At 52.2% G+C, this 24,424-nt stretch carries 22 protein-coding genes; 4 read left to right on the top strand and 18 right to left on the bottom strand.

Annotation, left to right across the window (positions count from 1 at the left end; translation table 11 throughout):
* Positions 1 to 145: 145 nt before the first annotated feature.
* The 14 genes from DI579_RS03245 to nadA all read right to left on the bottom strand — a co-directional run bounded on the left by DI579_RS03245 (position 146) and on the right by nadA (position 15,127).
* Entirely contained in the window at positions 146 to 1,522 is a 1,377-nt protein-coding gene (locus DI579_RS03245) for an ROK family protein (protein ID WP_290598448.1), read from the bottom strand.
* Positions 1,523 to 1,949: 427 nt separating this feature from the next.
* A complete protein-coding gene (gene pyk, locus DI579_RS03240; RefSeq protein ID WP_290598447.1) occupies positions 1,950 to 3,368 on the bottom strand; it encodes a pyruvate kinase in 1,419 nt (472 codons plus the stop codon).
* 97 nt (positions 3,369 to 3,465) lie between these two features.
* Positions 3,466 to 4,371 (bottom strand): prolipoprotein diacylglyceryl transferase, encoded by a 906-nt coding sequence (lgt, locus tag DI579_RS03235; protein ID WP_290598446.1) that lies wholly within the window; start codon positions 4,369 to 4,371, stop codon positions 3,466 to 3,468.
* Positions 4,372 to 4,428: 57 nt separating this feature from the next.
* On the bottom strand, positions 4,429 to 5,238 hold the full coding sequence (gene trpC, locus DI579_RS03230) for an indole-3-glycerol phosphate synthase TrpC (RefSeq protein WP_290598445.1): 810 nt from the start codon (positions 5,236 to 5,238) through the stop codon (positions 4,429 to 4,431).
* Positions 5,239 to 5,383: 145 nt separating this feature from the next.
* Complete coding sequence (hisI, locus tag DI579_RS03225; RefSeq protein ID WP_290598444.1) at positions 5,384 to 5,800, bottom strand: phosphoribosyl-AMP cyclohydrolase; 417 nt, start codon at positions 5,798 to 5,800, stop codon at positions 5,384 to 5,386.
* Positions 5,797 to 6,570: an imidazole glycerol phosphate synthase subunit HisF gene (gene hisF, locus DI579_RS03220; RefSeq protein WP_303678686.1), complete on the bottom strand. Its 774-nt coding sequence runs from the start codon at positions 6,568 to 6,570 to the stop codon at positions 5,797 to 5,799. The genes hisI and hisF overlap by 4 nt, the downstream gene beginning before the upstream one ends.
* Before the next feature lie 57 nt (positions 6,571 to 6,627).
* Complete coding sequence (gene priA / locus DI579_RS03215) at positions 6,628 to 7,368, bottom strand: bifunctional 1-(5-phosphoribosyl)-5-((5-phosphoribosylamino)methylideneamino)imidazole-4-carboxamide isomerase/phosphoribosylanthranilate isomerase PriA (protein ID WP_303678688.1); 741 nt, start codon at positions 7,366 to 7,368, stop codon at positions 6,628 to 6,630.
* Between the two features lie 64 nt (positions 7,369 to 7,432).
* Positions 7,433 to 8,113 carry an imidazole glycerol phosphate synthase subunit HisH gene (gene hisH / locus DI579_RS03210; RefSeq protein ID WP_290598442.1) on the bottom strand — a complete coding sequence of 227 codons (681 nt, stop codon included), beginning with the start codon at positions 8,111 to 8,113 and terminating at the stop codon, positions 7,433 to 7,435.
* On the bottom strand, positions 8,110 to 8,724 hold the full coding sequence (gene hisB, locus DI579_RS03205) for an imidazoleglycerol-phosphate dehydratase HisB (protein ID WP_303678684.1): 615 nt from the start codon (positions 8,722 to 8,724) through the stop codon (positions 8,110 to 8,112). Before hisB ends, hisH begins: the two co-directional genes overlap by 4 nt.
* Before the next feature lie 4 nt (positions 8,725 to 8,728).
* Complete coding sequence (locus DI579_RS03200) at positions 8,729 to 9,862, bottom strand: histidinol-phosphate transaminase (RefSeq protein WP_303678683.1); 1,134 nt, start codon at positions 9,860 to 9,862, stop codon at positions 8,729 to 8,731.
* 81 nt (positions 9,863 to 9,943) lie between these two features.
* On the bottom strand, positions 9,944 to 11,284 hold the full coding sequence (gene hisD / locus DI579_RS03195) for a histidinol dehydrogenase (RefSeq protein ID WP_303678682.1): 1,341 nt from the start codon (positions 11,282 to 11,284) through the stop codon (positions 9,944 to 9,946).
* 131 nt (positions 11,285 to 11,415) lie between these two features.
* Positions 11,416 to 12,315 carry a carboxylating nicotinate-nucleotide diphosphorylase gene (nadC, locus tag DI579_RS03190; RefSeq protein ID WP_303678681.1) on the bottom strand — a complete coding sequence of 300 codons (900 nt, stop codon included), beginning with the start codon at positions 12,313 to 12,315 and terminating at the stop codon, positions 11,416 to 11,418.
* A 68-nt stretch (positions 12,316 to 12,383) separates the two neighbouring features.
* Positions 12,384 to 14,048 (bottom strand): L-aspartate oxidase, encoded by a 1,665-nt coding sequence (gene nadB / locus DI579_RS03185; RefSeq protein ID WP_290598437.1) that lies wholly within the window; start codon positions 14,046 to 14,048, stop codon positions 12,384 to 12,386.
* 20 nt (positions 14,049 to 14,068) lie between these two features.
* A complete protein-coding gene (gene nadA, locus DI579_RS03180) occupies positions 14,069 to 15,127 on the bottom strand; it encodes a quinolinate synthase NadA (RefSeq protein WP_303678680.1) in 1,059 nt (352 codons plus the stop codon).
* A gap of 63 nt (positions 15,128 to 15,190) precedes the next feature.
* Here nadA and DI579_RS03175 point away from each other — a divergent pair, with 63 nt between their 5' ends.
* Positions 15,191 to 15,946: an NUDIX domain-containing protein gene (locus DI579_RS03175; protein WP_290598435.1), complete on the top strand. Its 756-nt coding sequence runs from the start codon at positions 15,191 to 15,193 to the stop codon at positions 15,944 to 15,946.
* Positions 15,947 to 15,968: 22 nt separating this feature from the next.
* Here DI579_RS03175 and DI579_RS03170 read toward each other — a convergent pair whose 3' ends face one another.
* On the bottom strand, positions 15,969 to 16,220 hold the full coding sequence (locus DI579_RS03170; protein WP_290598434.1) for a hypothetical protein: 252 nt from the start codon (positions 16,218 to 16,220) through the stop codon (positions 15,969 to 15,971).
* Positions 16,220 to 17,314: a biotin synthase BioB gene (bioB, locus tag DI579_RS03165; RefSeq protein ID WP_290598433.1), complete on the bottom strand. Its 1,095-nt coding sequence runs from the start codon at positions 17,312 to 17,314 to the stop codon at positions 16,220 to 16,222. Before bioB ends, DI579_RS03170 begins: the two co-directional genes overlap by 1 nt.
* 53 nt (positions 17,315 to 17,367) lie before the next feature.
* On the opposite strand from bioB, the gene DI579_RS03160 reads away from it, so the two are divergent.
* A complete protein-coding gene (locus DI579_RS03160; protein ID WP_290598432.1) occupies positions 17,368 to 17,946 on the top strand; it encodes a TetR/AcrR family transcriptional regulator in 579 nt (192 codons plus the stop codon).
* Positions 17,947 to 18,034: 88 nt separating this feature from the next.
* Here DI579_RS03160 and bioD read toward each other — a convergent pair whose 3' ends face one another.
* Positions 18,035 to 18,847: an ATP-dependent dethiobiotin synthetase BioD gene (bioD, locus tag DI579_RS03155; RefSeq protein WP_290598431.1), complete on the bottom strand. Its 813-nt coding sequence runs from the start codon at positions 18,845 to 18,847 to the stop codon at positions 18,035 to 18,037.
* A 65-nt stretch (positions 18,848 to 18,912) separates the two neighbouring features.
* A complete protein-coding gene (gene bioA, locus DI579_RS03150) occupies positions 18,913 to 20,295 on the bottom strand; it encodes an adenosylmethionine--8-amino-7-oxononanoate transaminase (protein ID WP_290598430.1) in 1,383 nt (460 codons plus the stop codon).
* 243 nt (positions 20,296 to 20,538) lie between these two features.
* On the opposite strand from bioA, the gene DI579_RS03145 reads away from it, so the two are divergent.
* A complete protein-coding gene (locus DI579_RS03145) occupies positions 20,539 to 22,875 on the top strand; it encodes an acyltransferase family protein (protein ID WP_290598429.1) in 2,337 nt (778 codons plus the stop codon).
* Between the two features lie 475 nt (positions 22,876 to 23,350).
* Positions 23,351 to 24,400 (top strand): triacylglycerol lipase, encoded by a 1,050-nt coding sequence (locus DI579_RS03140; RefSeq protein WP_290598428.1) that lies wholly within the window; start codon positions 23,351 to 23,353, stop codon positions 24,398 to 24,400.
* The last annotated feature ends 24 nt before the right edge of the window (positions 24,401 to 24,424 follow it).

The following is a 24,424-nucleotide window of genomic DNA, read 5'->3' as shown; positions in this document are numbered from 1 at the left end:
TGTGGGTTCGACTCCCACCGAGGGCACTTTTTCTTGTTCCTTTTCTTACTCTATCCGCAGATGACCACTGACTACTTGCTACGGGGAGTCACTACGTTCTTTCTGTATTCTTTCCCGTCCCTCACTATGCTCCTCGTTACGCTTCTTAGCGTGCTCCCTCTACCGCATGCAGTGGGTCGTAGGCGACGGCAGTAATTGCTACTGCTGCAGCTGCTTGTTGTTGAACCCGTTCACGTGCAGCTGTTACGCGAATATCCACATCTGTGCTGTTTTGGTGAATAAGTGACGCAATCAGATTAAGGGTGTCTGGATAGTCGGTAAAAGCCTGTCCCCCCAATACCACTCGAGTGGGGTTGAAAAGACCGACAAGGGAGCTAACAGCCTCCCCTAGAACGACAGCTCGTTCCCGCAGAATTGTTTTCGCCTCTGTTTGCGCTTTACTGTTACTATCCCCTGCTATCGCTACCAATTGCGGAACAGTCTCAACAGGAATTCCGGCAGCACGTGCTGCTGCGACTATCGCAGAATCTTTAACTGCACTTCCCACCGTGCCTTCACCTGTAGGATCAAGGAGTGTAGTGGGACCAGCTGTCAGGTGCTCAAACGTACCAGAACCCGTCGCACTGTGATGAACTTGGCTATTGTAAGTCTGGCCAATACCGAGCGTTTCTCGAGCATATATATAAAGGGTGGAGGATGCTACGTCGTCTACTGACGTATTCCATAATTCGGCGGCGCTCATTGCCTCCACATGGGATGCAAGCGAGATAGGTAATCCCAGACCAGCCGCAAAATACTGGCCTACGGCAATATCATGCCATCCAACACTGCTGTCATTTACGATACCGTCGTCGCTTACCACCGCTTCTGCTGCGACTCCCGCCCATATAACGGTACGGTTATCGCGGTATCCCAGTACATAGAGTGCCGCTTCCTCTAGATCCGATAGAAGTGATCCGGGAGCTTCCACAGTAGCGATTCCCTGATGGAGATATTTTCCGCCAAGAATTTTTCCATGCAAATCATGAAGTGTGACGGACGACGTCCACCGACCAATATAAATACCTAATACAGCGTACGTATCTGTCCGTACTGTGACGGGAAGAGCTGGCCGACCAACAGCTCCCAATTCTGTAAGATCTTCTCTCTCTTCTAGTAATTCTGCCTCTAGAAGAGAAATGACACTGCGATTAACAGTTGCTCGGCTTACACCAGTAAGTGCTGCGGCACGGTCACGCTGGAGTGGTTCTTCAGTGTGCGCAAGATGAAAAATACGGGCAGCGGTTCCCTCCCCCAGCTGGAGATGCGGACTGATGATGTAGCCAGCACTAGCAGGTACCCAAGGGCGAGGAGTAATCGAAGTACTCCGCGAAGTGCTCTGTGAAGTGTTCTGTCGGCGCAGGCCAGTAGAAGTTTTCCGTACAGCACTGCCAGATAGCGAACCAGAAGCAATAGTAGGAACAGTTGAAGTAGCCGGGGAACGTCGTGGAGAAATGGTGGAAGAAGATGCAGTATAAGACATTGTTGTGTAGGGCTTTCTTTAATAGGCTGCGCTAAAGCAGTGGTAAGGCAATGCTAAAGCAGTTGCGACAGAGCGATGTTCTTACAGAAAAGAACGGAAAAGAAAAAGAAAATGGCTACCGGTGTAGTGCAGTTACACAAAGAAAAGAATTTATAGCACTACATTCGTGACTGGCAGCCAGCCATACACATACACATGCACATGCTCCGCAACGCGTCATGAGCGGTGCTAGAGAAAATAACGTGTGCATTGATCATGCAGCTAGATTAACAAACATGCTTGTCCTATGCCACATAAATTTTTCTTGTGCACCGTATAGATGTTCCCACTGAGCTAAAAATAAGGAGATAAGCAGGATGTTCTCTGAAAGAAAATAAAGAGAGGACCCCGCTTATACAGGGTCCTCTCTACCAAAGAATAGTGCTAGTTAACGGTCTTCCTCACCGAGACGGTGCACGTGCACCATATTGGTGGCACCAGAATGTCCCGGAGGGGCACCTGCCACGATAACCACTTGGTCACCGTATTCATATCCCGGCATATCGAGCAGCATACGATCAACAGCACGAACCATACTGTCAGTATCAGAAAGACGCTCAACGTAGAAGGAGTCTGTACCCCACGCTAATGCCAATTGGTTCTTTACTGCCTCAGAATGCGTAAAAGCAACAAGGGGAATAGACGGATGTAGCCGCGCTACACGACGGACGGTATCTCCAGACGATGTGAAAGCTACTATCGCCTTGACACTAAGCCGTTCTGCAATGTCAACAGCAGCCTGGCAGATAACACCGCGACGGGTACGCGGACGGTGTTTAAGCGCAGGAACAGCCTCTGGATCTTCCTCGACTGCGCGGACAATACGGCTCATTGTCTTAACCGTATCCAAGGGGTACGCACCAATTGAGGTTTCCCCTGACAACATCACTGCATCTGTACCATCCAGTACAGCATTTGCCACATCGGAGGCTTCTGCACGCGTTGGGCGGGAATTCTCGATCATCGAATCAAGCATTTGTGTAGCAACGATAACCGGGCGAGAATTCTCACGGGCAATCTGAATAGCACGTTTTTGTACTAGTGGAACATCTTCAAGAGCAAGTTCAACACCCAAATCGCCACGTGCAACCATAATGGCATCGAAAGCCAACACAACAGCTTCCAAGTTGTCAATAGCTTCGGGTTTTTCCAACTTAGCAATGACGGGGACACGACGGCCCACTTCATCCATCACTTTATGGACAAGTTCCACATCCGAGGGGGAACGCACGAAGGAAAGGGCGATAAGGTCCACTCCAAGCTCAAGAGCAAAACGGAGATCATCGATATCCTTCTCCGACAGGGCCGGTACAGAAACATCCATACCGGGAAGAGAAACACCCTTGTTGTTGGAGACCGGGCCACCTTCAGTAACCAAGCAGACGACATCTGGTCCATCGATGTGATCGACAACAAGACCTACCTTGCCATCATCAACGAGGAGACGATCCCCAGGCTGGGCATCTGCAGAGAGTTGCTTGTAGGTAGTAGAGACACGGTCATGCGTACCTTCGCAATCCTCAACAGTAATGGTGACGGTTTCACCAGTAGCCCATACTGTGCGGTTATCCTTGAAGCGGCCCAAACGAATCTTTGGACCTTGCAAATCTGCAAGAATACCAACAGATTTACCAGTAGCCTTCGACGCCTCACGCACCCATTGATAATTCTGCGCATGGTCGGCATGCTCACCATGGGACATATTCATCCGCGCCACATTCATGCCGACATCTACAAGTTTGCGGATTGTTTCGGCAGATGCGACAGCGGGACCTAGAGTACATACAATTTTAGTTCGACGCTTCACACTACTAATGATAGTCTGTCCAGCTTAAGAAACTCTATTGTGTACGGTTTCTCTATCGAATTCATACACTATTTGAAATAGTGTGTCCGCCTCGCTCTTAGCTAGCCTTCTTCGACATTTTTTGATGCTGCTCGTCAGCTAGACGTTTCGCTTGGGAAAGAGCCGCAATATCACGCTTAGATATGCGTGGCCGTCTTTCCACAAAGGCGTACACCAAACCGGCAATAAACAAGATTCCGGATACCCACGTGTTAACCCGGAGACCCAAAATATGTGTTGCAGGATCATCACGAATAAGTTCTATCCAGAAACGTCCTAAACAATAAAGCGCCACATAGCTGGCAAAAAGACGCCCATGCCCCAATACCAGTTTTTTATCCAAAACAAGCAAGATAATAACGACAAGAACGTCCCACAGTAACTCATAGAGAAACGTAGGATGATACGTCCCAATAACGCGCCCAGTTGATACCCCTTGAGAACGCTCATAGATCTCTAGCGCCCACGGTACAGTAGTGGGTTTTCCATAGAGTTCCTGGTTGAACCAGTTCCCTACACGTCCGATAGCTTGCGCCATCACAATGCCCGGCGCGGCAGCATCAGCTATCTCGCTAAGCGGTAAACCGTGCTTGTGGCAGTACAAAGCTGCACCAATAACTCCGAAAAGGACGGCTCCCCATATTCCTAATCCGCCTTCCCATATTTTTAAAGCATCAACAGGACGATGTGGTGCGTCCGGTCCAAAGTACAATCGCCAATCAGTGATGACGTGGTAAAGGCGTGCTCCAATAATGCCGAGGGGGATGGCGATGATAAGGGCATCATAGACATCCGTACGAAGTCCTCCGCGTTTTTCCCAACGATATGCGGCTAGGACGCTTCCTGCAATAACCCCGATGATGATGCATAAAGCGTAGAAATGGATGGTTAATGAACCAATATGAAAATAGCCTCGTGAGGGACTGGGAATATATGCCATTAATTGGCTAGAAGGATCATTCATACTTATTCCTGTAACCCCTTGAGGATTGATCTCCCACACGAATTATCTCATCACGATTTAATCACGCCCAGGGCAGGCTGGGTGCATACCGGTAGTGACCAATGTGCTCACAATAGCAGCAGGATCATCTGCTGTGACGACACTTCCCCCTGCCAGAACGGCATCGATTCCAGCCCCTGCATACGCCAGCAGATCCTGTGATCCGCGTACTCCCGCCTCGCCAATGCGGAGAACTTCCGATGGTAAACCTGGCGCAATTTCTCCAAATAATGTGCGGTCAATGTAGTTAGTAGCAAGATTTCGGGCGTTAATAGCAATAACTTTAGCGCCCGCTTGTAAAGCCCGATTGGCTTCTTCTGGTGAATGCACTTCTAGCACAGCGTGCATTCCTAAAGATTCCACTCTGTCGAGAAAAGCGGCTAGTTGGTCTTGGGAAAGCAGTTCAACATTGAGTTGTACGAGATCTGCTCCGTGTGCACGAAGTTCATGGATTTGGTAGGGCGTAACAATGAAATCTTTAACCAGAATGGGAACATCAACGGCGCGGCGTACCTGGTCAAGGTCAAGAAGAGAACCGCGATAGTAGTGTCTTTCCGTCTGCACTGAGATAATACGTGCGCCGGCCTCCACAAAACGTTCCGATAAGGCAGCGGGATCGGGGATATCTGCGAGTGGGCCACGAGCGGGGCACGATCGAATGATTTCTGCAATGACAGATATGCCCGGCTCTAGTAATGCGGCACGGCCATCACGGGGAGGAGGGGCTTCCGCGGCCATGCGCTTGATGGTGGGGTAATCAATGTATTCTTCGCGTTGTGCTAAATCTAGCCGTACAAGCTCAAGCAGATCAGGGGGGTAACCCGGCATTATCCCTCCCTTTATCACTACAGCGTTGTTAGCATCAGCGTAACGATGAAAATACACAAACTGAAAACGCGATTTCCATAAACACTGAATCCTCGTGGCACCAACATAATCTCATCATTAAATAGGTGAGACCAAATAACGCAGGTCAGTGTTCACTGCTTGCTTCAATACTTGTCCCATACCGCAAATCGTTCCGGAGTGGGTGCTGTGAATCTGGGGTAAGAAGAGGACGCGCCGTAAAACATGTTTTTGTGTTGGTGTGGCATGCTGCCCCAGTTTGCTCTACGACATACAAGATAGTGTCGGCGTCGCAATCATGAAAAACAGCAACAACGTGTTGTACGTGCCCAGAGGTAAGACCTTTAGTCCACAATTCGGATCGGGACCGGGACCAGTAAGTGGCTTTCCGCGTTTCCAGTGTGTATTGCAGTGCTTCCTCATTAGCCCATGCCATCATGAGGACTTCACCCGTACTGTTGTCTTGGACAACAACCGGTATAAGGCCTTGCTCATTCCAACGCAGATCAGCCAGAGTAGTCACAGGATCAGTTTCGCTACTCATCGTACAGTGACTCCCTCTGCACGAAGAGCATCCTTCACTTCAGCAATAGTGACTTCACCAAAGTGGAAAATACTGGCAGCCAATAACGCATCAGCTCCAGCTTGTACCGCCGGTGCAAAATCACTAGCTTTACCGGCTCCGCCGGAAGCAATGACGGGAATGGAGACAGCCTTACGTACCGCTGCAATCATTGCCAGATCGAAACCATCCTTTGTCCCATCTGCATCCATGGAATTGAGAAGAATCTCGCCAGCGCCCAGTTCTTCTCCTCGTCGAGCCCACTCCACTGCATCAATACCAGTTCCGCGTGAACCACCATGCGTCGTCACTTCCCAACCGGAGGGAGTAGGTTTCTCTCCTTCTGGAACAGTGCGCGCATCTACCGAAAGCACAACACATTGCGACCCGAATGTGCGTGCACCTTCAGTAAGAAGCTGCGGGCGGGTAATAGCCGCAGTATTAATGGAGACTTTATCCGCGCCGGCACGTAACATACGATCGATATCTTCCACAGTGCGGATACCGCCGCCTACTGTGAGGGGAATAAATACCTGTTCCGCAGTAGCCTGTACCACGTCAACCATCGTGGCACGCCCAGCCGTAGAGGCGGTGACGTCCAAAAATGTTAGTTCATCCGCCCCAGACATATTGTAGGTGCGGGCAAGCTCAACCGGATCGCCAGCGTCACACAGGTTATGGAAGTTCACACCCTTCACTACTCGTCCGTTGTCAACATCAAGACACGGAATAACACGGGTTGCGAGAGTCACAGCTTTTTCCTTCCATCCGGCATACTCAGACGATATACCAGGTTGAGCCCACAAAATTTAAGAAAGTTCACGTACTGCAGCAAGTGCCTCCGGGAGGGTAAATTGTCCCGAATAAAGGGCTTTCCCAGTAATGGCAGAATCGACACCGCGATCCTCCAAACCGGCAACAGCAACGACATCAGCAATGCTGGCAATACCACCCGAGGCAACAACTTTAGCGTCAGTCGCATCGGCTACCGCACCAAGCATGTCAAGGTTGGGACCAGACAACATGCCGTCTTTAGAGACATCGGTAACGACGTAGCGTGTACACCCGTCTTTGTTAAGGCGTTCTAGAACATCCCACAAGTTACCGCCATCGGAGACCCATCCCCTGCCGCGCAGGCGTGGTTCCCCATCAACGACACGCACATCGAGACCAATAGCGACGCGGTCACCATTTTCTGCGAGAACTCGTGCACACCATTCCGGATTTTCTAAAGCTGCCGTACCGATATTGATACGTCGACAGCCTGTCGATAATGCTCGCTGAAGTGACTCATCATCACGAATACCGCCAGTAAGCTCAACATTAACATCGAGCTCCCCCACTACCTCACGCAGTATCTCATAGTTAGAGCCACGGCCAAAAGCTGCATCAAGGTCAACAAGATGGAGCCACTCAGCCCCCTCCTCCTGCCATTTAAGAGCAGCTTCTCGCGGTGTGCCGTAGACAGTTTCAGAACCGGCTTCGCCTTGCACCAAACGCACTGCCTGGCCGTCAACAACATCAACTGCGGGGAGGAGGGTAAAGCTCATCATCAACCTTCCTGGTATCGGTTCTAAGGTATCGGTCCTAAAGGGAAAAGAATGTTCGCAAATTTTAGCCGAGGCAACTCAACCAGTTTGCGAGAAGTTCGGCACCTGCATCGCCTGATTTCTCCGGATGGAACTGCGTAGCAGACAGCGGCCCGTTTTCAACAGCTGCCACAAAACGACAATTTTCATGCTGCGACCAACTGACGCGAGCTGGCAATATAAGGCCACTCGGATCTGGTTCCATCTCCCACTCCAACGCTGCATAAGAATGCACAAAGTAGAAGCGCGTATCAGCGTCCATCCCACGGAAAAGTACAGACCCCTCCGCTGCCTCAACTGTATTCCATCCCATGTGCGGCAGTACGCTGGCCTGCAGTTTCTTCACGACACCAGGCCACTCCCCCATGCCTTCTGTTCGCTGTATGTCCTCATCAGCTGTAGCAGGGTCCATCGCAGCGGGAAATTCTTCCCCAGCGTCAAACATCAACTGCATACCAATACAGATTCCAAAGACTGGCCGAGAACCAGCTAGCCGCTGGTCAATAATGCGATCGCCGTGCACACGCCGCAGGCCCTCCCAGCATGATCCAAAAGCGCCAACACCGGGAACTACTAAACCATCAGCATTAAGGGCGGTAGTGGGGTCATTGGTAATACATGTATCGGCCCCAACGTGAGCAAACGCTTTTTCAGCAGAGCGAAGATTACCGGATCCGATATCAAGGACAGCGACATGTGGTCTCATAGTGCCCCTTTTGTTGAGGGAATACCGGTTATACGGGGATCACGTTCAGTGGCTTCTCGGAGCGCCCGGGCTAATGCTTTAAATTCTGCCTCCGTAATGTGGTGCGGATCGCGACCGTCCAAAACTCGAATATGCAGGCAGATACCTGCATTCATGGCAAAACTTTCGAAAACATGCCGGTTCATCACCGTGTCATAGCTAGCTCCACCGTGCGAGGAGATAAGCGTATGACGCATAATGGCTGGTTCACCACGGTGCACGCAGTAGGGACGGCCGGAGACATCCACCACTACCCGGGCAAGACTTTCATCCAGGGGAATACAGGCTTCCCCGAAACGGCGAATACCGGCCTTATCCCCTAATGCCTCGCGGAAGGCCTGGCCAAGGCAGATAGCCGTATCTTCCACAGTGTGGTGGCCATCTACTTCTACATCACCATGTGCCTGGACAGTGAGATCAAAGGCACCGTGTTTACCAAGTGCCGTCAGCATGTGGTCATAGAAAGGAACGCCCGTAGAAATATCAGTTGTTCCAGTTCCATCTAGATTGATTTCAACGATGATGGAGGACTCGCTGGTAACGCGTTCTACCCGCCCAATACGTGCAGTCATATTTCTACCTTGCCATGTTTATACCGGAAGCGGAATCTGCTATCACTGTTTCTGTAGCGCGCAAGAAATGATCATTTTCTTCACGCAGACCAATTGTGACACGCAAATAATGTGGAATACCCACATCACGAATAAGTACACCTTGCTCCAGGTAGCGCTGCCACACGCTGGCAGCATCAGAAAATTCTCCGAAGAGAAGGAAGTTCGAGGCGCTGGGGACAACAGTAAGCCCCTGTGTAGTCAAGGCGGCAGCAACTCTCTCCCGTTCAGCTACCAGTTTTGCCACGGATCCTAATGTTTCATCAGCGTGTCGTAGGGCCGCCAGTGCAGCAGCCTGACTCAACGTTGATAGATGGTACGGGAGACGCACCAGCATGACGGCGTCAATAAAAGCTGGAGCAGCCACAAAATAGCCGAGTCTTCCACCAGCAAAAGCAAAAGCCTTACTCATCGTCCGGGACACCACTAGCTTTATCGGATACTCGGCAAGTAGCTCACAGGCACTGGGTTCATCAGAGAATTCCCCATAGGCCTCGTCAAGAATGACGAGACTATCGGTTTCCTCAAGAATGCGACGTACATCTGCGTTGGGAAGAATCTGTCCCGTGGGATTATTCGGGCTAGTCAGGAAAACAATATCTGGTTTTTCTTTCCGAATAGCAGCAATAGCTGCGTCAACGTCCAGAGAAAAATCTGCCCGGCGCGGCTGTGGTAGCCATTCGGTGGTGGTTCCGGTTACCAGGATGGGGTGCATGGAGTAGGAGGGTACAAAACCCATTGCTTTTCTTCCTGGGCCACCAAAAGCTTGGAGGAGTTGTTGCAGGATTTCGTTTGATCCGTTGGCTACCCAAATGTTGTCGACGGTGACGTCAACTCCAGTTTGGCGGGTGACGTAGGCTGCGAGTTCTGTGCGGAGTGCGGTAGCGTCACGGTCGGGGTAGCGGTTGAGGGTGCGGGCTGCGGCCGCGATAGAGGCGGTAATGTCTTCTACTAGGGCGTCGCTGGGCGGGTATGGGTTCTCATTGGTGTTGAGTTGTGAAGGAACGGTAAGCTGTGGTGCCCCGTAGGGGGATTTGTTGCGTAGTGCGTTACGCAGTGGAAGATCAGACAGCTGTACATTGGCGCCGATAGGGCTCATCGAGTCTTTCTTTCCTGTGTGGGGATTAGTCAGGGGATTTTAGCGGAGGGTGTAGCAGTCGTAGCACTGTGCCGATATGTGTTAGGAATGGTGGCGTGCGGCGGCTGCTTGTTTCCGGACTTCTAGGCTAGTTCCGTGTGCGGGGAGAACTTCTTCGTTTGCCAGTGTTTGGATGGCATCGGCGATCCCCAGTAGGGCCTCTTCGTTGTAGTCGATGAGGTGTACTGGTTTGAGGAAGGTGTAGGTGGATAAGCCAGCACTGTAGCGGGCTGATCCGCAGGTGGGCAGGACGTGATTGGAGCCTGCTGCGTAGTCTCCTAGTGGTACGGGACTGTAGGGGCCTACGAAGATAGCGCCTGCTGCTGTTACTTTTTCTGCTGTTGCGGCGGCATCGGACGTGTGGATTTCTAGGTGTTCTGCCGCGTAGGCGTTAACAACCTGTAGTCCTTGTTCCATGTCATCAACAAGGATGATGCCGGATTGTGGTCCTGCTAGAGCTGTTTTAATACGTTCTGCAGTAACGTCTTTACTAGCTTGTGTGTCAATGTAGTCATCAACTGCGTCAGCTAATTCCACACTGTCGGTGATGAGGACGGAGGACGCCAGCGGATCGTGTTCCGCTTGGCTTACCATGTCTGCAGCAACAAAGGTGGGGTTGGCGGTGTTATCGGCGAGTACTGCAATTTCTGATGGTCCTGCTTCTGCGTCTATTCCTACTACGCCTCTTACGAGTCGTTTTGCGGCGGTGACGAAGACGTTGCCGGGCCCCGTGATGAGGTCGACTGGGTTAAGTATGGTGTGATTGTCTGTGTCTGTTCCGCCGTAGGCAAGCAGCGCAATGGCTTGGGCTCCGCCCACCGCCCAGACTTCATCGACGCCCAGTAGTGCGCATGCGGCTAGAACTGTGGGGTGTGGCCAGCCGTTATTATCGGCTTGCGGCGGTGAGGCTACGACGAGGCTTCCCACGCCGGCTTCTTGTGCAGGCACAACGTTCATGACGACGGACGATGGGTAGACGGCTTTGCCGCCAGGCACGTAGAGTCCTACTCGTTCAATGGGTATCCATTTTTCGGTGATGGTACCGCCGGGTACTACCGTGACACTGTGCCGGTCGGGGCGTTGTGCGGCATGAACCTTACGGATGCGCCGAATGGCCTCTTTTAACGCCTCTTTGACAGCCTCATCTGTAGCAGCGAGCGCGGCGGCGATAACGTCTGCGGGGACACGAACTGAGGTGGGGCGGATACCGTCGAATTTTTCTCCGTAGGACAGTGCGGCAGAGGCACCATGCTGGTGAATGTCCTCGACGAGGGTAGCTACTGTGTCCGTTACTGCACTGGGGTCGGAGCCGCCGCGTGGCATAGCCTGGCGGAGTTCAGCTGCAGTAAGGGTGCGGCCGCGCAAGTCAGTTCGTACTAGCATGGGCATCCTTCCGTCGAGTTATTTGCTCAAATAGGTTCGCTACCAGTATAGACCGCGTTTTATTGGACGAGCGAATAATATTTACCTCTAGTCCGGTTACTCACTGCCCCAGAGAAAACGCATCATTCTGGCTACATGTCCAACCCGAGATCAAGGACTTTCACGGAATGCGTCAGTCCGCCTACTGCCACATAATCCACTCCAGCATGGGCATAGTGAGATGCGTCGGATAGGGTAAGGCCGCCGGAAGATTCCAGTTTTGTCTGTGGTGCTTTCGTGTCTCGAAGGTGGACGGCTTTGCGGGTGGTTGGCAGATCCATATTGTCGAGGAGGACTAGGCTGACACCTTCTTCTAGCACAGCATCTAACTGTTCCAGTGAATCGACTTCTACTTCAGTGGGAATGTTCGGGAATTGTTGTTTAACAGCGCGGAGGGCTTCTGCTACGCCCCCGGCAGCGACCACGTGATTATCTTTAATAAGGGCAGCATCTCCCAGCGCCATACGATGGTTCACTCCGCCACCTACGCGGACCGCATATTTTTCTAGATCCCGTAGGCCTGGCAGTGTTTTCCGGGTGTCTCGAACGCGGCACTGGGTTCCTTCCATGGCGTCAACCCACTGGCGAGTAATTGTGGAGATACCGGATAGGTGGGTGACGATATTGAGAAGGGTACGTTCTGCTGTGAGAAGTTCCCGTGTGGGGGCTTTAATGGTGAGGACAGTATCCCCGGGTTCGATGATGTCACCATCGTTGACAAACGTTTCGATGGTGTATTTTCCTTTTCCTATAACCTTGTCAAGAACAACTCTCACAACGGGAATACCGCAGATGACACCATGTTCACGCGTGCGGACATGCGCAACAGCCTGGGCGTCGGCGGGGACTGTAGCGATTGTAGTGACATCTGGCCCAAGTCGTAGGTCTTCTTCCAGCGCTGTCGTGACAACACGCTCCATATCCTGCGGATTGGGTGGAGTAATGGGGGCATGCTGTGCTGATGTGATCGGGGATTGAGAATTCATTGTCATGACGTGGTCCTTAATCTATATGGTCAGGTCGGAAAAGTTGGTGTCGTGGTGAGCGAGGTGAGATCTGATTAGCGAAGTTGGGGACGTGGATTCACACACGTTTCGTGATGAATCTTTCCGTCATCTCCCAGGGAAAACACTCTGCTGTAGCGCTGCTGTGGGTCCGGCTTGGGATAGTCCAGACGTGTATGGCCACCGCGTGTTTCAGTGCGCAGTAATGCTGCCTCGGTGATAATGCGGCACAGTTGGACAGTGTCATGCATGCGGCGGGATAGTGTCTCATACAGTGTTTCCAACTGTTGTGCGGCTTCTTGCAACAGTGCAGCATCGCGCGTCACTCCCACATTTCCGCTCATGAGTTGCTGCAATGCACGCCGTTCACGCCGCCTCTGTACTGGCGTATCGCCAAGTGGGAAGTCATGCTGGTGGGCTGCTGTGTCATTACGCCAGGCAGACTCAATAGCGTGGCGGCTAATAGTGCCTCTCGTCTGGCATCGTTGCACAGCCAGTGCCGGCACTCGACCACCGACAACTAAACCTTCTAGCAAACTGTTAGAGGCAAGACGATTAGCACCGTGTAGACCGGTACGGGCGCATTCCCCTGCAGCGAAGAGCCCAGGAACATCTGTCCGCCCATAAGCGTCAGTAACAATGCCGCCGCTTTGGTAGTGTGCTGCGGGAGCAATAGGAATGCGTTGTGTTTGCGGATCAATGCCAATTTCTTGGCATCCTTCTGTCACGGTGGGGAATCGTTCGTGGAAGTGGTCAATGTGGGTGGCGTCTAGCCAGGCACAGTTCTCCCCGGTTTCCCGCATGTGCAATGCAATGGAGCGGGCAACAATATCGCGTGGTGCAAGCTCGCAGCGGGGATCTATGCCTACCATGAAGCGGTTTCCAGAAGCATCGTAGAGGAGTGCCCCCTCACCGCGGACAGCCTCAGAAATAAGTGGGCGGCGACCCGTGCGCTGTGTATCAAAGAGAACTGTGGGGTGGAATTGTGTGAATTCCAGGTCGGCCACCCGAGCTCCGGCACGCAGAGCAAGTGAAAGACCCTCACCACGTACCCCCTCTGGGCTAGTGGTGACGTTAAACAGTTGCCCATTTCCGCCAGTAGCGAGGAGAACGCAGGGGGCAGCAATATAGCCGGGGCCGCGCGGATCGCGAACACCGACCCCCACTACCCCATCGTCATCTGTAAAAATACTGGTGACACGTGCATTCTGTAGACACGGTATGCCCGCAGAGGCCACTTCTAACGCTCGTTGTACTTCGGCACCAGTGGCATCTCCGCCTGCGTGAATAATACGGCGAACAGAATGCCCACCCTCCCGGGTTCGTTTTAATGGTCCTTCCGGGGTGGCGTCGAAGTGGGCGCCTGCATCGATGAGTTTCTGTACGGCTTCTGCGCCCCCGCCGATAATGGAGGTGACGGCCTCTTTGTCGCAGAGCCCGGCGCCAGCGTCGAGAGTGTCGGCGACGTGTAGGCCGAGGGCTTCGTCAAGACTGGTGTCGAGTTCAATGTCGGAAAGCCCGGTGACGGCTATTCCGCCTTGCGCGATTTTAGTGGCGGCATTGGGGTAGCGGGGAATAGTGCGGGCGCCTTCCTGCCATCGTCCTTTATCGACGATAACGGTGGTGAGGCCGTGGTCACGGGCGGCGACGGCGGCGGAAAGGCCTGCTACTCCTGCTCCGACGATGACGAGGTCGCAGTGCATAGTCCACGGTGTGTCCATAGGGTGTCTCTTTTCGAGAGTTAGCGTGCTGCGGGGGTGTGTCCAATGGAGATCATGCGTTCCACGGGGCGGTAGGCCGCATCGATGGTGTCTTTATCGAGGTGGATTTCGTCTTCTCCGAGGGCGAGGCAGCGGAGGAGGGCGGCGGGGGTGATCATTTTCATGAATGGGCAGGCCGCATGGGGGTTGATGGGGGTGAAGGTGACGTCGGGTGCGGCTGCTTTGAGTTGATGCAGCATACCGATTTCGGTTGCTACTAGGACGTTTTCTTGGTCTCCGCGTTTTTCTGCTTCTTCGGCTTCTTCCAGCATGCCGCCGGTGGAGAGGATTTTGACGTGTTTTTGCGGTACTACGCCTTCCTGGGCGAGGTAGAGCGCCGAGGTGGTGCAGCCACATTCGGGGTGGATGTAAAGGTCGGAGTCGGGGTGTTGCCGGGCAGTTGCGGCAAGAACGTCTCCGTTGATGCCGGCGTGGATGTGGCATTCTCCCATCCAGATGTGGATGTTGTCCCGCCCGGTTTCGCGTTTGACGTGTGCACCGAGGAATTGGTCGGGGCAGAAAAGTATTTCTTGGTCGGCGGGGATGGATTTCACTACGTCGACTGCGTTGCTGGAGGTGCAGCAGATATCTGTGAGGGCTTTTACTACGGCGGTGGTGTTGACGTAGCTGACGACGATGGCGTCTGGGTAGTCAGCTTTCCAGGCGGCTAGTTCTTCGGCGGTGATGGAGTTTGCTAGCGAGCAGCCGGCGCGCGCGTCGGGGATGAGGACGCGTTTATCTGGTGAGAGGATTTTGGCGGTTTCTGCCATGAAGTGCACACCACAGAACACGATGGTGGAGTGTGGGTCTTTTGCGGCAATGCGGGAAAGCGCGAGGGAGTCCCCTGTGTAGTCGGCTATGTCTTGGATTTCGGGAAGTTCGTAGTTGTGGGCGAGGATGACGGCGTCGCGGGCAGCGGCGAGTCGTCGTATTTCTGTGGCCCATTCTTTGTTTCCGGTGATGCCGTTGTAGAGGCCGGTGGCATCTTTGTGTATGTGGGCAAGTAGTGGGGAATCGAGTTGTGTGAGTTTTTCAGTCATTATGCGCGCTCCTGAGCTGGAAGTAGTATTCCCAAGGAGGTTTTCGACTTATAATCGAAAACTATGTGGAATGTTACCAGCCGGATGGAAGTACGGGTAGCTGTCTTTCAAGTACGGCGACGCAGCAGTGACGATGCCCAGGAACTCTGTGTCCTTCTGTGGCAGCAAGCACGCGCATTCACTGCTCTCCACTCCCCTACAAATCCTCATCCTGTTACTGAAATAGTCTGGTCGCTGCCCGGCGGATGGCTACGCGACGATGAAGACATTACCCAATCCATTACGCGCCAACTGGCCGAAAAAGTTGACGTGCATACCCTTTCCCACCTTGAACAATTAAAAGTCTTTTCCCACCCGGAGCGTCGTCGCGACGGGCGTGTTATTGCCGCAACTTTTCTGGGAATTGTCCCCACTACGGCATGCCCGCAGCTACCATCGGACACTGCATGGATCCCGGTTGCACAGTTGCCTCGTACAACAGCGGATCATGCAGAGATTATTGCTGCTGCGGAACACCGCTTAGTGAGCAAATTGGGATATACCAACTTAGGCTTCGCGCTTTCTCCGGAAGAATTTACTATCTCGGAACTGCGCGCCATCTACGAGGCTGCACTCCACTACCGTGTCGATGCGACAAACCTGCAGCGTACTTTACAGCGTCGACACGTTATTGAACCCACCGGGGAAACGACCACACCAGGTGCAGAGGGTGGACGCCCTGCGCGTCTTTTTCGCTTTGTCCATAATCATTGTGAAATTACAGATGCCAGTGCAATTCTGCGTCCTCCTTCCGCTAAAGACACAGAATTACCCTGCTGACGTTATTTGTTTGTGCGTATATCTAGTGTTCGAAAAGGTAGGACGATATTTCTCCGTGCCGTGAGCAGCGCGCAGTCCACCCACTGGGCATCACTTGTGTCACCATTCGTCTGCCGCAGATGGGACAGTATCGAAACGGCTCTAGCCCTAATTCCGCGGCTTTAAAGGGACGTGGAGAATCTTTCGATAAATCTGTACCACGGTAGGGGTCAAAGCGGAAGGGTTCCCCTCGCAGCATCATGTCCCGTAAGTCAGTGCTAGTGACATTCCGCATTACTGGACGTCTTTCTTCTCACGGATGGGGATATGAAGTTCAGAGAGCATATCAAGATCGTTTTCCGCGCTACACCCCAACGTTGTGAGGTAATTCCCAGCAATAAATCCGTTAATGCCCCCGGTGAGACCATCGCGCATACCTTCATCACCGAGAGTGATTTCTCGGCCGCCAGCGAAACGAATAGTCGATTTGGGAAGCGCGAAACGAAATGCCGCGACGGTGCGTAGTGCGTCCTCCATACTCACCAGTGGGAGGTTTTCAAAAGGTGTCCCGGGGCGCGGGTTGAGGAAGTTAATGGGCACTTCGGTAGGCCCAAGTTCTGCGAGCTGGGTGGCGAACTCAGCACGTTGTTCAATACTTTCTCCCAGCCCAATAATGCCACCGCAGCATAATTTGATGCCGCGGCTGCGAACACGTTCAAGAGTTGCTCGGCGTACTTCCCACGTATGTGAAGTTACGACATTGAGGAAATAGGAGCGCGCTGTTTCCAAGTTATGGTTGTACCGGTGGATTCCCATAGCGGCTAGTTCATCTGCTTGTTCATCAGTGAGCATACCGAGCGAACAGGCAATATGTATATCCACTTCGGCACGGATAGCTTCCACTGCAGCTTTGAGTTGGCTCATCAGTTTCTTATCCGGTCCACGCACTGCAGCGACAAGGCAGAATTCTGCTGCGCCAGTTTTCGCAGTGTGCTTTGCCGATTCAACAACTGCAGGGATATCAATCCAAGCGCTGCGGACGGGAGACTCGAACACCCCAGATTGAGCACAGAAATGACAGTCTTCTGGACATCCGCCAGTTTTAAGACTGACAATTCCTTCTAGCTCGACCTCTTTGCCACACCATTTTTCGCGAATCTCTTGGGCAAGATCGAGGGCTTCCCGAATACGTTCGGGGGGAAGTGTGAAAACCTGGACAAGATCTTCTTCGGGAAGTGCGATACCGAGGTCATACGCATAGACGCGTGCACGTGCCAGAATATCGTCTGGTAGTTCAGACGTTTTCGGCAGAGTGGGTGTGTTTGTTCCATTTGCTGTTGCAACATCGGTGCTTAATCCCGCTGCTGCCGTAGAATTACCATAAGACATAGCTTTATTGAACACTGTTTAAGAGATAATTTCTACTTCCACGAAGGATAACCATGACGCAGCTCTCCCGTGAATGTATCATTCATGCTGCTGCCGACATTTTGCAGACTTATGGCCTACAAGACCTCTCCATCCGAAAAGTAGCTAGCCAACTAGGCGTACAGCCCGGCGCCCTCTACTGGCATTTCCCCAATAAACAGGCACTCCTCGGCGCCGTATGCACCCATATTCTCTCGTGTGACCTCCCCACTCGCGATAATTCACTCCCCCCGCTACACGTAACGACCCCTCACACATGGGCGCAAGAAATAGTGACAGTAGCGGAAGATCTCCGGAATAGGGCCCTCTTCTTTAGAGACGGAAGTGAATTAATGAGCACCTCACTCGCTTCACAAACCTCACCATTCCCCCAGCTCGATGCCCTAACAACTATTCTTCACACAGTAAGCCCCACCCCCGAACTCCATGCCCGCGTATTACTCCTCTTTATTTTGGGTGCGCTCGTTGATGAGCAAAGCCGTCTCCAACTTGCTGAGCTCACAGAAACACAGACCCCTACTTCTCCTTCCTTCGAGACGCTTGAAGGAGGACTTAACACCCTCATTAAGGGACTCACCGTAAGTTCCTTATAGCGTTCTATAACAGCCTCACAGTGACCCATGTCAGCCCTGTAGCACATACTTTTATGAATTTACGCCGAGAGTAGTGCTGACTGTTGAGCTACTTACACCAGGGCAATACTGTCCACCACTGTTCACTTGTGCACGCCACACTGCCACACTGCATAGTTTTATTCTGCTCACTATCAATCTGCCCCACCCCACTCGGTATTTTCCCAATGACGGGAACACCTGTTATCCGTTCTACTTCTGCAGCATTTAACCGCATGGGCAGATCAGGATCCGTAGGCCATGTCCCAAACACTATCCCACACATGGTGAGGCCTGCTCGGTTTAATTCTCGCCACGTCAGTGCACACTGGTTCAGCATTCCCAGATCAGGCTGCGACACAAGTAGAAAACTCACGCTCATACCGGCGTATGCGCGAACTTCTTGAGCAATTTCTATAAGAGTGGTCGGTGAACCATCCGCTTCTTCTCCTAAACCAACAAGGAGTCCCCCCGCACCTTCTACGAAAAGCACATCTACTTCCCGCGCTGCAGACACGATAATTTCGGCAAACTGAGCTGCGGTAAGAAGGCTTTGCTGTGCCCGACGCGCCGCCATATCGGGGGCAAGCGGCTCAGGATAGCGAACCCCCTCCCACACCCGTAGGGGTTGCACATCATGTTGTGCAGAATCATGATGCGGGGCTCCCAGAAGTTGACGCACCACTGCCACATCACCATGGTCACCATGGTGATACGAGCCGAGATCGCTGGCCGGAATGGGTGGTTCACCAGTTTGTGCTGGCTTTATGAGTCCTATTCGTAGGTGCGGAGCCTGGTGGTGGGTTGCTGCAATTGCGCTTGCTGTTGTAACGGTTTTTCCAACATCAGTGTTGGTTCCAGTAACGAAAATAATGGTGGTCATAGAAGCGTCCTTTAACACTCAGAAACCTGGTCTGTAGAGAAACAAATGGAATGGTGAAACGGTTTTTAGCGGACCGCTGTTTGTGCGGCTGCAACCATGCCGCGGCCTATTGTGGCGATCTGCGTGTCTGTACAGATGAAGGGCGGCATGCAGTAGATGAGGTCGCGGAAGGGACGCAGCCAGACTCCTTCCCGCAGTGCGGCTGCAGTTGCTGCGTCCACATTGAGCATCGCTGGATCCGTCAGTTGGATAACCCCAATAGCTCCTTTTACTCTTACGTCAGCAACGCCGGGAAGTCCCACGGCCGGGGACAGTCCGCGACGTAACTTACGCTCAATACGTAGGACTTCTCCCTGTTCATGAGCATGTTGCGCCAGCTGGCAGGCAGTCGTGGCGATAGCACATGCCAGCGGATTGGCCATGAATGTAGGGCCATGCATGAAAGCCCCTGTTCCCTTCGAGATCACAGTAGCTATTTCAGGCTGTGCTAGTACCGCCGCAGAGGTTAGATAGCCTCCTGTTAATGCTTTACCGACGCACATAATATCGGGCGTGCAATGGCATGCGTCCGCTGCAAATAGTGTGCCTGTTCTACCAAAACCGGTAGCGATCTCATCAAAAATGACGAGTACGTTGTAGCGTTGGCATAGTTCAACTAGCCCACGTACCAGAGCTGGTTTGTGGAACTTCATTCCGCCTGCGCCCTGTACAACCGGCTCAATGATGCAGGCGGCTACTGTATCCGCATTCTCGTGTAGGACATGTTCTGCGTGTTCTAAATACTCTTCCACGCTTGTGTCTTCTACTGCTGGGCGCAGACTTGTCTCTGTATCTGGTGGCGGAGTGGGAAGAAATATTTGTGGCTGCACAATTCCTTGCCAGAGAGTATGCATGCCATTATCGGGATCGCACACACTCATTGGTGTGAAAGTGTCTCCGTGGTATCCACCTCGCCACGTCAGCAGTTTTGTTTTGCGATGAAGTGCGGTATCTGTATGGGAACGCCAGTACTGCAATGCCATTTTGACGGCGACTTCCACAGACACTGACCCAGAATCGCAGAAGAAAACGGTATCTAGGCCCTCTGGCACCATTGCTAAGAGTGTATCGGTGAGCAGTGCCGCAGGTGCATGTGTCAATCCACCGAACATGACGTGGCTGAACTCGTCGATTTGTTGGTGTGCAGCAGCGTCCAGATCGGGGTGACGGTATCCATAGGCAGCCGCCCACCAGGAACTCATGCCGTCGAGAACTTTGCACGTTACCCTTTTGCCTGAATCATCGTTGTTTGCTGCGCTTTTTTCAGAGAGAAAATTAGCAGCAACATCGAGCGTCAGATATGGACCCTTGGCGGCTTTCACAACATGTTGTGGCGGCCCAGGTAGAGGACTGTAGGGGTGCCAGATGTGATGGCGATCCGTTTGTAGTATGTCGTTAATACAAGGCATAAATAGTAGGTCCTTCACCAATAATTGAACACTGTTCTATTATGCCTTTTTACTGTATCTGCTTGTAAAAGCTCCATGTCAACCGCGTAGAGAACGCTCCCAATGCAGGCTTTAGAGGTGAGGAACGGTAGGATGTGAATGACGGTCGCGTTTATACAACGTCATTCCCTATAGCATATTGAGCAGGCGTACTTCCTTTCTGGGGAGTACGCACATGACACTAAAGACCTGATTAAGACAGATATGGCACGAAAAGACAACACTTCTTCTGCACAAACAGCGAGTCCCGCAACGCGCCCCCCTATCCCCCAACATCGTCATACCTATCGCTATGACCTTGATGGGTTACGCGGTCTTTCTATCGCACTGGTGGTTATCTTCCACATCTGGTTTGGTCGCGTGTCCGGTGGCGTAGACGTGTTTCTCACTCTCTCTGGTTTCTTCTTCATCGGTTCCCAGATGCGCAATGTTGACCGCTACGGCAGCCTCAACCCGCTCCGGTCCATTTGGAAAACCATCCGTCGCTTGCTCCCCACTATGGTGGTTGTTCTCGCTACCGTTGGAATTGGCGTTATTCTCGTATTCCCCCGTACACGCTGGGCCAACGTTAATGATCAGATGTTGGCTTCACTGCTCTACTACCAGAACTGGAAACTGGCAGCACAGTCCGAAGACTATGCTCAAGCAGGCACTGCGGTAAGCCCGCTACAGCACCTCTGGTCGATGTCTGTACAGGGTCAGTTCTACCTCATGATCATTCTGCTCTGCTGCGGTCTGGGGTGGCTACTACACCGTTTCTGGCCAGGTAAATCCATCTTTACCCCCATGGCGGTTATTCTCGGCATTGGGACTGTCCTCAGCTTTGTGTACGCAATCTATCTCCACCGCGAAAACCAGATGCTCAACTACTATGACACCTGGTCTCGTCTTTGGGAACTTTTCCTCGGTGGTCTCCTTGCCACAGTGATACACAAAATTGAAGTCCGTAATCACTGGGTACGCTGGTTCCTCACAGTCATTGGTCTTTTCGCCATATTTACATGTGGCCTTATCTTTAACGGCGTTGATGAGTTCCCCGGACCGTGGACTCTTTATGTCCTTATTGCCACAGTGTTCCTTATCATTGCGGGCCAAGCTCCCGAAGGTGAAGAACTGACGTGGCGGAATGCCCCCTTCACCGCATTTCTTGCGTCTAAACCACTGCGCGAATTAGGCCGTCTTGCCTATGCCCTTTATATGTGGCACTGGCCGTTGCTCATTCTTGCCTGTACACATCTCAAACGTCCACAACCTTCCAATAAGATCGGTATCTTCGTCCTCGTTGTCAGTTTGGTCTTAGCATGGTTCACACACCACTACATTGAAGAACCACTGCGGCTAAAAAAGAAGCAACCTACTGCTGCCCAGGATGGCGTAGTAGAAAAGCCTGCGTTCAAAGAACGCCTTCTTGCTGCATTACGCCCCAAACGAAGCTGGCTCACATGGAAGAGCATTGCCGGTACTCTCGTTGTTGTCTTAACATTCTGCCTAGTAGGCTTCCATATTTCTTGGAAACGCTATATCAACAGCCTTGATGGACAAATGACGCTCGTCCTCACTGCCGATTATCCGGGTGCCCGTGCCATTACGGAAAACATGCCCATCCCGAATAACGTTGACTACCAGCCACGCCCTATTGACGCTAGCCGTACTCTCCCGCGATCATCTTTTGATGGGTGTATTTCTAACTTCGATGATGCTGATATCCACGAGAAGAAGATATGGCGCGAAGAAAAAGGACACCCCTGTATTTATGGAGATGTCCACGCCAAACGTGCCATTGCTCTAGTGGGTGGATCACACGCCGAACACTGGCTGACAGCCCTCGATATCCTGGGACGTCGCCAAAACTTCCGTGTTGATGTTTATCTCAAGATGGGTTGCCCGTTCATGATCAGCGGCATGATCAACAATCCTCTTACTAATAAGCCTTACTACAACTGCCTAGAGTGGAATAAGAAAGTCTATAACCGCGTTCTCCAGAAGAAATATGATTATGTCTTCACTACTGCCACTCGTCCCGCACAACTTACTGGTGTAGGACCCGACGTCGTCCCAGATTACTATGCTGACTTGTGGCGATCCTTCAATAAAGAGAACGTTCAGATGATTCTCGTCCGTGACACTCCCTGGTCTACGCGGGAAGATAGACCCGCCAAAGTTCCCGACTGCCTAGAAGAAGGTGGAGATGCCACGAGCTGTGGCATACCACGTGATCTTGCAATGTCCCCCGTGAATCCTGCTATTGAAGCGTCGCGAGGACTTTCCAATGTCCATCTTATGGATTTCACGGATGCACTGTGCCCTGGCACTGTTTGCCCCGCTGTAATTGGCAATGTCATGGTGTACCGGGATATGCACCACATGACACATTCCTTCGTACAGTCTCTTATTCCGGAATTTGCCCGCCAATTCAATGCCATTACTCATTGGGGTCCGGTGACCAAGCGCGGACAGGATCTCAACACTACGTCCTACCCAGGAACGGAAATCCTTCCCCCCGCAACCACGACATCAAAAGGTGATCGTCGCTCTCGATAATGGCTTCAGTAATAACGGAATAGTGTAGACAAATTCAGTATCAGTAACGTCAATAGTTGTGTGGGGCTCTCATGTATCGAGAGCCCCACACAACTATAAAACGACTATACGATGGACACGGTGCATGAACACCGATACTTTTCTACACATCACGCGCTCTATAGACATAAGCCTTAAAAGACCACTGTCAGCTAATAGTTGAGCAATCATTTTTATCAAGGGTGTATTTACTCCCATAAATTTTGACAACTACGACAACTGGTCAATTGTTCACATAATTTCAAAAACAATGCCCTATCAGCAAAAAAGAGAAATCTAACAAAAATGCATACAAAAAGTATCTGCAAGATGAAGGCAACTACCTTGCAGCTCTGTTTTTAGCGTCATAGATTAACTCTCAGAGCCGGATTGACCCGCTTGAACGTGAGCCAATCCCCTCCTATCTCCCCATATATACTGTCAATAGGAGCTTTCCATGACCACCCTCAGTCGCCGCTTCACTGCTGCACTTTGCGCCTCCGCAATGGCGCTCAGTGCCACTCCCGCTTTGGCGAACGCTAGCACGGACGTCCCCGGTTACCCTCGCGATGAATTCGGCGGTATTCGTAACAAGACTTCTGATGAGTGGGGTATGCCGAACCAGGGTGTCGGCCCCATTCAAAACAACTTCCCTGCTGCTTCTAAGTACTCCAAGGAGCACAACGGAACTGCTCCCACGGGCGTGAACGATTTCTCTTGCAAGCCCAAGTACAAGCACGCTCTACCGATCATTCTGATCCCCGGTACCAGTGAAGATGCTTACGCAACGTGGGCATACTACGGTCCTATGCTGGCCAAGGCCGGACTGTGCGCCTACACCTTCAACTACAACCCGGGCCCGGATGTCATGAAGGCACTCATTCATCCTAATGACATCAACGAAGCTATGCCGTTCAACGGTGATATCAAGGCTTCCGCTCAGTTCCTCGGCGTTTTCGTGAAGTACGTCATGAAGCGCACTGGCGCCAAGAAAGTCGACTTCGTTGGTCACTCCCAGGGTGGCGGCGCTCTCCCGAACGCCTACATCAAGTGGTACGGCGGCGATAAGACTGTTCGCCACACCATCGGCCTAGTTGCTTCTAACCACGGCTCCACCCTCTACGGTGTTGGTTCTCTCATCAAGGCTGCTGGCCTCAACGACAAGTGGCAGAAGATGTGGGATTACGCCAACGTCACCGCTGATGGTCAGCAGACTGTTGGTTCTGACTTCGTGAAGGAACTCGAAGCCGGCGGCATCACCAAGCCTGGCGTTAAGTACACCGTTATCACCACCCGGTACGACGATGTTGTTACCCCCTACACCCACGATATGATCGAGGAACCGGGCGTCAACAACGTCATCATCCAGGACCTCTGCAAGAAGGACTTCACTGACCACTTCGGCATGACCTACGACCCGGTTACCTACCAGGTTGTTGAGAACATGCTCACTGGCCGTGACTACAAGCAGGTCGACTGCAAGTTCGTACCTCCTTACTACCAGTAAGACTCAAGAGATAGACGATAATTC

It is taken from the genome of Lawsonella clevelandensis, assembly GCF_003241315.1.
Lineage (GTDB): Bacteria > Actinomycetota > Actinomycetes > Mycobacteriales > Mycobacteriaceae > Lawsonella > Lawsonella clevelandensis_A.
The sequence above is the reverse complement of the archived record's forward strand: the minus strand, read 5'-3'. Positions and strand labels throughout refer to the sequence as shown.